At 71.5% G+C, this 11,851-nt stretch carries 13 protein-coding genes; 7 read left to right on the forward strand and 6 right to left on the reverse strand.

Features of this window, described 5'->3' with window-relative positions:
* Positions 1 to 2: 2 nt before the first annotated feature.
* The 3 genes from OG625_RS06510 to OG625_RS06520 form a co-directional block, all read right to left on the reverse strand.
* A complete protein-coding gene (locus OG625_RS06510; protein ID WP_329377210.1) occupies positions 3 to 1,028 on the reverse strand; it encodes an LLM class F420-dependent oxidoreductase in 1,026 nt (341 codons plus the stop codon).
* A complete protein-coding gene (locus tag OG625_RS06515) occupies positions 1,028 to 2,272 on the reverse strand; it encodes a CaiB/BaiF CoA transferase family protein (protein ID WP_443067676.1) in 1,245 nt (414 codons plus the stop codon). Before OG625_RS06515 ends, OG625_RS06510 begins: the two co-directional genes overlap by 1 nt.
* A 94-nt stretch (positions 2,273 to 2,366) precedes the next feature.
* Positions 2,367 to 2,771: an MmcQ/YjbR family DNA-binding protein gene (locus OG625_RS06520; protein ID WP_329390477.1), complete on the reverse strand. Its 405-nt coding sequence runs from the start codon at positions 2,769 to 2,771 to the stop codon at positions 2,367 to 2,369.
* Between the two features lie 83 nt (positions 2,772 to 2,854).
* Here OG625_RS06520 and OG625_RS06525 point away from each other — a divergent pair, with 83 nt between their 5' ends.
* Positions 2,855 to 4,054 (forward strand): saccharopine dehydrogenase family protein, encoded by a 1,200-nt coding sequence (locus OG625_RS06525; RefSeq protein WP_329377212.1) that lies wholly within the window; start codon positions 2,855 to 2,857, stop codon positions 4,052 to 4,054.
* 87 nt (positions 4,055 to 4,141) lie between these two features.
* On the opposite strand, the gene OG625_RS06530 is transcribed toward OG625_RS06525, so the two are convergent.
* Complete coding sequence (locus OG625_RS06530) at positions 4,142 to 4,822, reverse strand: endonuclease V (RefSeq protein WP_329377214.1); 681 nt, start codon at positions 4,820 to 4,822, stop codon at positions 4,142 to 4,144.
* Between the two features lie 26 nt (positions 4,823 to 4,848).
* Between OG625_RS06530 and OG625_RS06535 the strand changes: the two genes are divergently transcribed.
* A complete protein-coding gene (locus tag OG625_RS06535) occupies positions 4,849 to 5,148 on the forward strand; it encodes a YciI family protein (RefSeq protein WP_329377216.1) in 300 nt (99 codons plus the stop codon).
* Positions 5,149 to 5,172: 24 nt separating this feature from the next.
* Here OG625_RS06535 and OG625_RS06540 read toward each other — a convergent pair whose 3' ends face one another.
* Positions 5,173 to 6,222 carry a WD40/YVTN/BNR-like repeat-containing protein gene (locus OG625_RS06540; protein WP_329377218.1) on the reverse strand — a complete coding sequence of 350 codons (1,050 nt, stop codon included), beginning with the start codon at positions 6,220 to 6,222 and terminating at the stop codon, positions 5,173 to 5,175.
* A gap of 388 nt (positions 6,223 to 6,610) precedes the next feature.
* On the opposite strand from OG625_RS06540, the gene OG625_RS06545 reads away from it, so the two are divergent.
* Together OG625_RS06545 and OG625_RS06550 are read left to right on the forward strand one after the other, a co-directional pair.
* A complete protein-coding gene (locus OG625_RS06545) occupies positions 6,611 to 7,027 on the forward strand; it encodes an SsgA family sporulation/cell division regulator (RefSeq protein ID WP_329377220.1) in 417 nt (138 codons plus the stop codon).
* 195 nt (positions 7,028 to 7,222) lie between these two features.
* Positions 7,223 to 8,863 (forward strand): ABC-F family ATP-binding cassette domain-containing protein, encoded by a 1,641-nt coding sequence (locus OG625_RS06550; RefSeq protein ID WP_329377222.1) that lies wholly within the window; start codon positions 7,223 to 7,225, stop codon positions 8,861 to 8,863.
* A 17-nt stretch (positions 8,864 to 8,880) separates the two neighbouring features.
* Here the strand turns inward: OG625_RS06550 and OG625_RS06555 are convergent, their stop codons facing one another.
* Positions 8,881 to 9,348 carry an ATP-binding protein gene (locus OG625_RS06555; protein ID WP_329377224.1) on the reverse strand — a complete coding sequence of 156 codons (468 nt, stop codon included), beginning with the start codon at positions 9,346 to 9,348 and terminating at the stop codon, positions 8,881 to 8,883.
* Between the two features lie 229 nt (positions 9,349 to 9,577).
* Here OG625_RS06555 and OG625_RS06560 point away from each other — a divergent pair, with 229 nt between their 5' ends.
* From OG625_RS06560 to OG625_RS06570, 3 genes are all read left to right on the forward strand, one after another.
* Entirely contained in the window at positions 9,578 to 10,429 is an 852-nt protein-coding gene (locus OG625_RS06560; protein WP_329377226.1) for a helix-turn-helix domain-containing protein, read from the forward strand.
* Positions 10,430 to 10,452: 23 nt separating this feature from the next.
* On the forward strand, positions 10,453 to 10,695 hold the full coding sequence (locus tag OG625_RS06565) for a hypothetical protein (protein WP_329377228.1): 243 nt from the start codon (positions 10,453 to 10,455) through the stop codon (positions 10,693 to 10,695).
* A gap of 166 nt (positions 10,696 to 10,861) precedes the next feature.
* A complete protein-coding gene (locus OG625_RS06570; RefSeq protein WP_329377230.1) occupies positions 10,862 to 11,833 on the forward strand; it encodes an acyl-ACP desaturase in 972 nt (323 codons plus the stop codon).
* Positions 11,834 to 11,851 lie beyond the last annotated feature (18 nt).

Consider the following 11,851-nt stretch of genomic DNA (forward strand, 5'->3'; position numbering starts at 1 on the left):
CCTTAAAGCCAGTTCTTGACGGTCTCGATCAGCCGGGCCGGCTCCGGGCCCACGGGCGTGACGTTGAGCATGGTGACGCCCGCCTCGCGGAAGGCCTCGATCCGCTCGCGGACGTAGCCCTCGGGCCCGCACAGCGTCATCAGCTCGCAGAACTCGTCCGGGACGGCGGCCGCGGCGTCGCGCTTCCGGCCGGAGAGGTAGAGCTCCTGGATCTTCCGGGCCTCCTCCTCGTAGCCGTAGGCCACGGCGAGGTCGTTGTAGAAGTTCTTGCCGACCGCGCCCATGCCCCCTACGTACAGGGCGATCTGCGGGCGCGCGAGGTCCCGTACCGCGGCCGCGTCCTCGCCGATGGCGAGCAGGCCGCCCGCGACGGTCTGCAGCGGGCCGAGCTCCGCGGGCCGCTTGGCGGCGCCCTCGGCGAGCGGGGCGCCCCACACCGCCCGCGCCTTCTCCGGGATGAAGAGGGTGGGCAGCCAGCCGTCGGCGATCTCCGCCGTCATCGCCACGTTGGCCGGGCCGAGCGAGGCGATGTAGACGGGGATGGCGCTGCGCACGGGGCGGGTGAGGAGCTTCAGCGGCTTGCCGTGCCGGCCGCCCTTCTCGGGCGGCAGCGGCATGTCGGTGATGCCGTGGTGGTCGATGGTCTCCCGCCGCCAGATGCGGCGGCACAGGTCCACCGTCTCGCGGGTGCGGCCGAGCGGCCTGTCGTACGGCTTCCCGTGCCAGCCCTCCACCACCTGCGGGCCGGAGGCGCCGAGGCCGAGCAGCGCCCGGCCGCCGGAGACGGCGTCGAGGCCGGCGGCCGTCTGGGCGATGAGGCCCGGGGTGCGGGAGTAGACGTTGAGGATCGCCGAGCCGATCTTCAGGCGCTCGGTGCGGGCCGCGAGGTACCCCATGATCGTCGGGGAGTCGAAGCCCCAGGCCTCGGCGACCCACACCGCGTCGAGCCCCGCCGACTCCAGCTCGGCCGCCTGGTCGGCGGCGCGGCGGGCGTCGCCGGCGTAGTCGAGCATCATGGACAGTTCCATCAGGCGTCCTTCTCGGGCTTGGCCGGGGCGTCGTTCGCGGGGTTGGCCGAAGCGTCGTTCGCGGGGTTGGCCGGGGCGTCCTTCAGGAGTGCCGGCACCCCCCAGTCCGCGGCCACGGACTCGGTGTGCGCGCCCGGCTGGGCGGGGCCGGCGGTGACGGCGGCCGGGGTCGCCGAGAAGCGCGGGGCGGGCGCGGGCTGCACGATCCCGCCGAAGTCCGTGAAGGTGCCGCGGGCGGCGAGGTGCGGGTGCTCCGGGGCCTCGCGCAGGGAGAGTACGGGCGCCACGCACGCGTCGGTGCCCTCGAAGACGGCCGTCCACTCCGCGCGCGTACGGGTCCTGAAGCGTGCGGCGACGGCCTCGCGCAGCTCGCCCCAGCGGGCCAGGTCCTTGCGGGCCGGGGCCTGGTCCTTGATGCCGAGCAGCTCCACGAAGGTGTCGTAGAACTGCTGCTCCAGGGCCCCCACCGCCATGTACTGGCCGTCGGAGGTCTCGTAGTTGCCGTAGAAGGGACAGCCTCCGTCGAGCAGGTTCGCCCCGCGGCGGTCCTGCCAGCCGCCCGCCGCCATCATGCCGTGGATCATGGCGGTGAGGTGGGCGGTGCCGTCGACGATGGCCGCGTCGACGACCTGGCCGGCGCCACCGGGGGTGCGGGCGTGCTGGAGGGCGGCGAGGACGCCGATGACGAGGTAGAGCGAGCCGCCCGCGTAGTCGCCGACGAGGTTGGCGGGGACGGCCGGGGGCTCGTCCGGGTTGCCGATCATGCCGAGGGCCCCGGTGACGGCGATGTACGCGATGTCGTGCCCGGCGGTGTGCGCGAGGGGGCCTTCCTGGCCCCAGCCGGTCATCCGGCCGTAGACCAGCTTCGGGTTGCGGGCGTGGCAGTCGGCCGGACCGACGCCGAGCCGCTCGGCGACCCCGGGGCGGAAGCCCTCGATGAGGACGTCGGCCCGCTCGACCAGGTCCAGGACCCGGGCCGGGCCGTCGGCCGACTTGAGGTCGACCAGGACGGAACGCTTGTTGCGGTTGGTGACGTCGTAGGCCGGATTGACCGCGAGCCCGCCACCGCCCGGCCGGTCCACCCGTACGACGTCGGCCCCCAGGTCGGCGAGGAGCATGGCGGCGAACGGGCCGGGGCCGATGCCCGCCAGTTCGACGACGCGCACGCCGGCCAGCGGGCCGCGGGCGGCCGCGGTTCCGCTCGCGGTTCCGGCGGTGCCGGCCTCGTTCCCTGTCACTGCCATCGAGCCCCCAGCGTTGTTAGCCGCACGGTGTGACACAACTGATGTAACACCAGCGATGCTAGGAACGTGACCCCGTCAGCACAAGAGCAAGCGCTTAGTCGTTTGACTCGATCCTGGCGTCGAGCTCTTTGACGTGCCGCTTGAGCGCACGGGCCCGATAGCTCTCCTCCACCCACTCGCACAGCACCTCGACCGACGGCGCCCCCTTCTCCCCCAGCGGGACGGACACCCAGCCGGACCGGCCCAGGCCGTACCCGGTCGGTTCCGCCCCCGGCGCGGCCATGGCGTGGCCGTGCAGTGCCTCGCCCTGGAGCTTCACCGAGAGTCCGGGCTGCTGCGGCCCGTCGACGGTCCCGAGGAAGAGGAAGATCTTCTTGTTGACCTTGATCACGCAGTCCTCGGGCCCCCACGGGTGGTCCTCCACCGCCTCCGGCAGCCCGAGGGCGAACTCCCGCACCGCCTCCCACTTGCGCACCGCAGCCTTCACCGACACCTCCAGTTTCCCGCAGGTCGCACCTGCTCGCACGGACAGTCGCTCCTCACGCTAGCCTCAGCCACCGACACCAGCCGGGAGGAGCGGTCATGAACGCACAAGTTCCGCAGGGCGGGCCCGAACGGGCCTACGACATCGTGCTCTTCGGCGCGACGGGGTTCGTCGGGGCCCTGACCGCCGAGTACCTCGCCGCACACGCTCCCGCCGGCTGCCGGTGGGCGTTGGCCGGCCGCGACCTCGGGAAGCTGGAGCGGCTGCGCGAGCGGCTGGCGGTCATCGACCCCGCGTGCGCGGAGCTGCCCCTGCTCCGGGCGGACGCCGGGGACGTCGCGGCGATGCGCCAACTGGCCGCTTCCACAGGGGTGCTGGCCACCACCGTGGGTCCGTATATCTGGCACGGGGCGGCGCTGGTCGCCGCCTGCGCCGAGGAGGGCACGGACTACGTGGACCTCACCGGGGAGCCGGAGTTCGTGGACCGGATGTACGTCGAGCACGACGCCCGCGCCCGGGAGACGGGGGCCCGGATCGTGCACGCGTGCGGCTTTGACTCGATCCCGGCGGACCTCGGGGCGTACTTCACGGTGTCGCGGCTGCCCGAGGGGGTTCCCCTCCGGGTCGACGGGTTCATGCGGTCCAACGCCGTCTTCTCCGGCGGGACCCTGGCCTCCGCGCTGACCGCGCTGGGGCGCGGCCCGCAGACCTTCGCGGCCGCGCACGCCCGCAGACTGCACGAGCCCCGGCTGCTGGGCCGCCGCGCGCGGGGGCCCGTGGGGGCACCCAGGTTCAGCCGGGAGACGGGCACCTGGGCGCTGCCGCTGCCCACCCTGGACCCGGCGATCGTGGCGCGGTCGGCGGCCGCGCTGGAGCGGTACGGCCCGGACTTCCGCTACCGGCACTACGCCTCCGTCAAGCACCTGCCCGTCGCGGTGGGCGGTACGGCGGCCCTGGGTGCGACGGTGGCCCTGGCCCAGGTCCCGCCCGCGCGGCGGTGGCTGATGAGCCGTTGGGAGTCGGGCCAGGGGCCGGACGCGGAGCGCCGCGCGCGCAGCTGGTTCACCGTGCGGTTCGTGGGCGAGGGCGGCGGGCGGCGCGTGCTCACCGAGGTCTCCGGCGGCGACCCGGGCTACGGGGAGACGGCGAAGATGCTGGCGGAGTCCGCTCTCTGCCTGGCCTACGACACCCTGCCCGCCCGTGCCGGCCAGCTCACCACGGCGGTGGCGATGGGCGACGCCCTGCTGGACCGGCTGCGGAAGGCGGGGATTGGTTTTCGGGTGGCGGACGAGCGGTGAGGTGCGAGGTGTGAGGTGTGAGGTGTGAGGTGCCAACGGTGAGGTGTCAGCTGCGGGTTGTGGCTGGTCGGCTTGTGGGCGGCCACCTCACCCCGCCGCCTCGCGCAGCGCGCGCCGGCACAGGGAGTCCGCGTGCCGGGTGGACTCGGGGATCCGGAAGCGGGGGCTGAGGGCGAGGGCGTGGGCGCAGGCGTTGTCCAGCGAGACCCGGTGCCCGACGGAGACGTAGACCGGCTTGATGCCGTCCTGCGTGCGCAGCGCCCGGCCGACGACGGCGCCGTCCGGTGCGTGGAGCGGGGCGGCGTCTCCGCGCCGGGCGCCCGGTTCCTCGTAGGTGAAGGTGAACGGGTTCTTCGCGATGCCGATGGCCGGGAGGCCGGTGACCACGCCGAGGTGGCAGGCGAGGCCGAAGCCGCGGGGGTGGGCGAGGCCGTAGCCGTCGCAGACGACCAGGCCGGGCGGGGTGGTCAGGGCGTCGAGGGCGGCCAGTACGGTCGGCAGCTCGCGGAAGGCGAGCAGGCCGGGTACGTAGGGGAAGCTGACGTGCCCCACGGCGGTGGCCTCCTCGACCACGTCCAGGGTGACGGCGTCGAGCACCACGGCCGCGGCGGCGACCAGGTCGCGTTCGTCGTCGTAGGCGACGTCGACGCCCGTCACGAACCCGTGTCCGGGTGGCGGGCCGGGCTCGTCGAGCACGACGTGGTGGCGTAGTTCGTCTTGTATCGCCCGGGCCTCGGCCTCGTCGGCGGGGGTCTTCACAGTCGTCATGGTCCAGCGAGAGTAGCCTGGCGATCATGTTCGTAATGGAGCTCACCTACACGGCGCCCGTCGAAGCCGTCGAAGAGCAGATGGACGCCCACATCGCCTGGCTGGACGGCTACTACGCCTCCGGCATCTTCCTCGCGTCGGGCCGAAAGGTCCCGCGCGACGGCGGCGTGATCCTGGCCGGCGGGGTGTCCCGGGCCGAGATCGAGAAGATCGCGGCCGAGGACCCCTTCACGGTGGCGGGCGTGTGCGCCTACCGCATCACGCAGTTCATCGCGACGAAGACCTCGGCGGACCTGTCGACGGTGCGGGAGAACCCGCTGGTCTGAGGGACTCCGAGACAGCGGGTGCCGCTAGCCGCGCCGCTCCAGCCGGGCCACGCGGCCCTTCTCCCCCGACGCCCAACACCCGGCGGCAGGCGCGCAGTCGACGGTGTCGAAGGAGCCCGGGTCCAGCGGCCGCCAGTGGCGGCCCCCGTCGGTGCTCACGTCCGTGCCCGTCGGGCCCACCGCCAGGGCCGTGTTCCCGGCGTACGGGTACCAGGCCGCGCCCGAGCGGTACGCCGGCGGCGGGGTGGCCGCGCCGTTCCAGCTGCGGCCCCCGTCGGAGGTGACGGCCGCGGCCTGCGGGGAGGGTTGGCCGGTGCGGTAGTCGCCGCCGACGGCGAGGCCCTTCGTACGGTCGCGGAAGGCGAGGGCGAAGACGCCGCGCGCCGGGTCGCCGGCCGGGAGGGTGGATTCGGTGGCCGTCCAGGTCAGGCCGCGGTCGGAGGAGTGCAGGATGCGGGCGGTCGCGGCGCCGCCCGTGGCGAGCCAGACGTCCTTCGGGCCCGCGCTGACCAGGCACTGGCCGCTCGCGGCGAAGCCGGCCTCGCCGGGCAGCGCCTCGGGCATGCCCTCGGTGGGCAGGACCTCCCAGGTGCGCCCGCCGTCGTCCGTGGACAGGAGGCGGAACTTGCCGTCCACGGGGTCGCTCATGGCCAGCCCGTGGCGGCTGTCGAAGAAGGTCAGGCAGTCGTAGAAGGCGCGCGGGTCGGGGTTGCGGAAGGTCTCGGCCCAGGTGGCTCCGCCGTCCTCGGTGCGCAGTATTCGGGAGGCCTCGCCCTCGCCGATGGACAGGGCCACGGCGCGGCGGGAGTCGAAGGCCTCGATGTCGCGCAGTTCCAGGGCCTGCGCCACGGCGGACGGTGGGGAAACGTCGCTCCAGGTGCGGCCGCCGTCCACCGTGCGCAGGACCGTGCCCTTGGAGCCTGCCAGCCACGCGGTGGTGTGGCTGACCGCCGCCAGGCCGCGGAAGCGGACCTCCTTGCCGGTGCTCTTCAGTGCCCAGCCGGCGCCGTGCAGGGGCTCTGCGGCGTGGGCGGGGGCCGCCAGTAAGCCGAGTGTGAGGGCTGCCGCGCACATGCCAACTCCCAGAAGTCTCATGGCGCGGGAAGCTAACGCACGGCTGATTTGCCGTCCAGGGTGCCTCCGGTACCGGCTCGTGCTGCGCGGCCGAGTGTGACGACCGGGGACGGGGAGGTCGGAGGGGGACCAGGGCCATGCTTTGCGCCTGTGGAGTGAGCGGTAATCAGCCCTTCTGCGCTCCGTCCGGGGCGGGCCACGGCGAGTGACTTTCCTGGCGCCGCGCCGCGCGGATGGTCACGCTGTGCGATCACACGGGCGGGTTCCGGCCAATCGGTGACACAGCTCACGTCACCTTCCATGCACGGATTTGCCGATTCCGGCGTCTATCGAGTTGCCGGGCTCCACCCCACGGCCCGGCAGCAGATCCGCCGCAAGGGAGTGAGCCTTGATCACTGTCATCGAGCAGGCCGTACAGGCCCGTCTGGTCGCCACCGCGCCGAAGGTCGAGACCGTGCCCGTCACCCTCTGCTACGACCGTGCGGATCCGTTCGCCGTCCGCATGGCCTTCCCCGCTCCGGCCACGCTGGAGGGCGTCGAGGTCTCGTGGACCTTCTCGCGCGAGCTGCTGGAGAGCGGGCTGGACCGCCCGACGGGTTGCGGCGACGTGCGCGTGCGCCCGTACGACGGTGACCGGACGACCATCGAGTTCCACGCCCCGGAGGGCGTCGCGATCGTGCTGATGGTGACGGCCGAGCTGCACCGGTTCCTGGAGCGGGCCTCGACCGTGGTCCCGCCGGGGCTGGAGCACCTCTACCTCGACATGGACCACAGCCTGGCCGAGCTGATGCGTGACAGCTGCTAATTCGTTTGCGGGCGGCTTCGGCCGCCCGTAGCTTCGTAGACGCTCCCCCGGCTACCGCTGGGAAGCGCCCCCACATCACCGTCGAAACGGAGCAGGACGTTGCTCTTCTGAGGTTCGAGACACCGACCACCGCCATTGCCGATGTCGGCTGTCTCCCCGCGTTGCACGGACCACTCACGCAACCTGGAGGCCTCTATGAGTCATTCCCCTGCATTCATCACCTGCTCCGACCTGTCCTTCGGCTGGCCCGACGGCACACCCGTCTTCGACGGTTTCTCCCTTGCCGTGGGACCCGGCCGGACCGGACTGATCGGCCTCAACGGCTGTGGGAAGTCCACGCTGTTGAAGCTGATCGCCGGCGAACTGGACGTCAGTGACGGTCAGTTGTCCGTTGCGGGCACGATCGGGTATCTGCCGCAGAACCTCACGCTCGACACCGCGCTACGGGTCGACGAGGCCCTCGGCATCCGCACCGTCCGCGCCGCCCTGCACGCCATCGAGGCGGGCGAGGCCACCGAGGCCAACTTCGCCGCCGTCGGCGACGACTGGGACGTGGAGGAGCGGGCCACGGCCATGCTCGACCAGCTGGGACTCGCCCGGATCGGGCTGGACCGCACCGTCGGCGAACTGTCGGGCGGCGAGTGCGTACTGCTGCGACTGGCCGCCCTGCTGCTGGCCCGTCCCGATGTGCTGCTGCTCGACGAGCCCACCAACAACCTGGACCTGCGCGCCCGGCGCCGCCTCTACGCGGCGGTCGAATCCTGGACCGGGGTGCTGGTCCTGGTCAGTCACGACCGGGAGCTGCTGGAGCGGGTCGACCAGATCGCCGAGCTGCGCGACGGCGAGGTCCGCTGGTACGGGGGGAACTTCACCGACTACGAGGAGATGCTCGCCATCGAGCAGGAGTCGGCCGAGCGGATGGTCCGGGTCGCGGAGGCCGACGTACAGCGGCAGAAGCGAGAACTGGCCGATGCCCAGGTCAAGTTGGCCCGGCGCAAGCGGTACGGCCAGAAGATGTTCGAGAACAAGCGCGAGCCGAAGATCGTGATGGGCGCCCGCAAGCGCGCGGCGCAGGAATCGGCCGGCAAACACCGGATCCTGCACACCGAGAAGCTCGCGCAGGCGAAGGAGCGCCTCGACCAGGCCGCGGAGGCGGTGCGCGACGACGACGAGATCCGCGTCAAGCTCCCCGCCACCCTGGTCCCGCCCGGGCGGCGCGTCCTGACCCTGAGCGACGTACGACTGGCCCACGGGGCGGCCGTACGGGGCGAGTGGGAGCTGCGCGGGCCGGAACGGATCGCCCTGGTGGGGCACAACGGCTCGGGCAAGACCACGCTGCTGCGCACGATCGCCGGGCAGCTGGCGCCGGTGTCCGGGGCGGCGGTGACGCACGTGACCACGCGGTTCCTGCCGCAGCGCCTCGACGTGCTGGACGAGGGCCGTTCGGTGGTGGAGAACGTGGCACGGTTCGCCCCGCAGGCCACGAACAACCTGATCCGGGCGCGGCTCGCGCACTTCCTGTTCCGGGGCGCCCGGGCGGACCGGCCGGCCAGCACCTTGTCGGGCGGCGAGCGGTTCCGGGCGACGCTGGCGGCACTGCTGCTCGCGGAGCCGGCTCCGCAGCTACTGATGCTGGACGAGCCGACGAACAATCTGGACCTGGCGAGCGTGCGGCAGTTGACGGAGGCGCTGGAGTCCTACGAGGGCGCACTCGTGGTGGCCGGCCACGACGTGCCGTTCCTGGAGTCGATCGGCATCACGCGGTGGCTGCTGCTGGACGGCGAACTGCGGCCGACGACGGCCGAGGAGGTCCGGGAGACGCTGTGGCACGAGTAGCCGGGCGCTCCTGCGGTTCATGGTTCGCGCGGCAGTAAGGCCCAGGATTTGGTGCCGCCCATCGAGGTCAGGACGGGGGTGAGGCCCCAGTCCCCGCCACAGGCCTCGACGGCCGTGGCGAGCAGCCACATCGCGCGGCTGCGCCGGCGCCTGCACTCCTCGCTCGCCTCGGGCGAGGAGTGCGCCGGGTGCTGGTCGTAGACGACGATCCGCAGCGCGTCGAACTGCCAGCGGATCTTCAGCATCATCTCCTTGTCGGGCGTGAAGCGGTGTGCGTACGCCACGAGTTCGGAGGCGGCGAGGGCCGCGTTGTCACACAGGTCGGTCAGACCGTGCCGGGTGAGCAGTGACCGGACGACGGAGCGGGCGGTGCCCGCGCAGTAGGCGCCGCCGGGCAGGCGTATCGAGTAGTTCAACTTCTCCGCCTCGGGCGGGATCCGCCGGGGCTCATGGACCGACCGCAGGCCACGGAGAGTGCCCGTCATCGTGCTGCTCCAAGTATGGGTGTGATCGACAGCCGTGTGATCAAAGACCGGTTGGTCATGGAGTGGTCATACGGGACCGCGAGGTCGCCGCGTGTGAGACTTGCACTACCGACCGTAGCGTAACCGGGTGCACAGTGCTACTACTTGTCTCATCACTTGCTGATTTCTCAGGGCATTTCAGGATGGGTACGGCTCTCGGGCCTGCCCCGCACCGAAGGGGAGGACACCCGTGCCACCCAGGAGCACGCCGACCGCGAGGCAGCAGCGCCTAGGCTCGGAGCTGCGCAAACTCCGCGAGGAGTCGGGCATGACGGTCCAGCAGGCCGCGGCTCTCCTGGGGGTCGACCGCACGCGGATCCCGAACATCGAATCCGGCCGGATCGGCATCAGCGCCGAGCGTGTCCGCACCCTCGCCTTCAACTACGACTGCCCCGACACCGGCCTCGTCGAGCTGCTCTCGACGATGGCGCAGGAGCGGGACAAGGGGTGGTGGGAGCAGCACCGCGGCATGCTGCCGCCCGGCCTGCTCGACATCTGCGAACTGGAGCACCACTCGGTCGAGTTGCACACCGCGGTCACCACACACATACCCGGTCTGCTGCAGACCGAGGCGCACGCGCGAGCGGTCTTCGACACCGCCGATCCGCCGCTGCCGGAGCCGGACCTGCAGGCACGGCTCGCGCTGCGGATGAGCCGGCAGCAGGTGTTCGCGCGGGAGCGGCCCCCGCTGTACGAGGCGGTCGTGCACGAGGCGGCCCTGCGGATGCAGTTCGGCGGACCGAAGGTCGCCCGGGCGCAGCTGGAGCACATCCTGGAGCAGTCGGAGCGGGCGCGTACGACGGTCCTGGTCATCCCCTTCACCGCCGGCGGCTTCCCCGGCGCCGGGCAGTCCTTCACGTACGCCGCAGCCGAGATATCCCAGCTCGACACCGTGCAGCTCGACAGCTCGCACGGCTCGATGCTGCTCGACTCGCACATGAAGCTGCTGCGCTACCGGGGGCTGCTGGAGCGGCTGCGCTCGCTGGCGCTGCCGGCCGCCGACTCCCGCGATTTCATCCACGCCGTCGCACAGAGCCTCTGACCGACCCTCCGAGGAAAGACGCCATGAACACGACCACTGCCAGCCCCACGACCGCCACCACCGAGTCGCCCGTGGCGAGCAAGATCGCCTGGGACGAGGCCTTCTGCAGCGAGGGAGCGAACTGCTTCCGCTTCGGACGGGACGCCGAGGGCAAGGCGTACATCGGGACGACGGAGTCCTCGACGTACGTCACCGACTCGATCGACGCCCTCCGTGCACTCATCTCCGCGGTCAAAGCGGGCGCCGCGGACCACCTTCTGGCGTGACTTTGCCCTTTCCGGAGGCTCTGAATCCGCCCTCAAACTGCATAGATAACCGGATGTAACCAGACATACACCTGCCTGGGACTTGGCTGGTCTTGATGTCACGCTTAACCTACGACTCCGTAGGCTACGGAACCGTAGGTAATTCGCTTTGCACCCAGGAGTACCCGTGACGATCACCTCTCCCCACCTCGGCAGCTCGGAGGCGTGGACCGACGCCAAGCTGCTGTTCGCGCTGGAAGAGGTGGTCGAAAAGGAGCTCAACCGCCACCTGAAGGTCACCAAGGACTGGATGCCCCACGAGTACGTCCCGTGGAGCGACGGCCGGAACTTCCCGGGCTTCTTCGAGGACGGCGAGGCCTGGGACCCGGAGCAGTCCAAGGTCACCGAGATCGGCAAGATCGCGCTGGTCGTGAACCTGCTGACCGAGGACAACCTCCCCAGCTACCACCACGAGATCGCCTCGCTCTTCGGGCGCAACGGCGCCTGGGGCACCTGGGTGCACCGCTGGACGGCCGAGGAGGGCCGCCACGGCATCGTGATGCGCGACTACCTGCTGGCCTCGCGCGCCGTGGACCCGGACAAGCTGGAAGCGTTCCGGATGCAGCACATGTCGGAGGGCTTCGAGTCCGACAACCGCCACTCGATGCTGCACTCGGTGGCGTACGTGGCCTTCCAGGAGCTCGCCACCCGCATCTCGCACCGCAACACCGGCCACCAGTCCGGTGACCCGGTCTGCGACCGCATGCTGGCGCGCATCGCGCAGGACGAGAACCTGCACATGGTCTTCTACCGCAACCTGCTGGGCGCGGCCTTCGAGCTCGCCCCGGACCTGACGATGCAGGCCGTGCGGGACGTCGTGGTCAACTTCCGGATGCCCGGACACGGCATGCCCGGCTTCGAGCGGATGGCCGCGCAGATGGCGATCGGCGGGGTCTACAACCTGCGGATCCACCACGACGACGTACTGAGCCCCGTGATCCGCTTCCTGAAGATCATGGACATCGACGGCCTGGGCCCCGAGGGCCAGAAGGCTCAGGAAGAGCTCGGCCTGTTCATGGACGGCCTGGACTCCGAGGCCCGCAAGTTCGACGAGCGCCTGGCCGCCCGCGCGGCGCGCATCGCTGCCCGCAAGGCCTGACCTCAGGCCTCAGCCCAG

The organism is Streptomyces sp. NBC_01351, assembly GCF_036237315.1.
GTDB lineage: Bacteria > Actinomycetota > Actinomycetes > Streptomycetales > Streptomycetaceae > Streptomyces.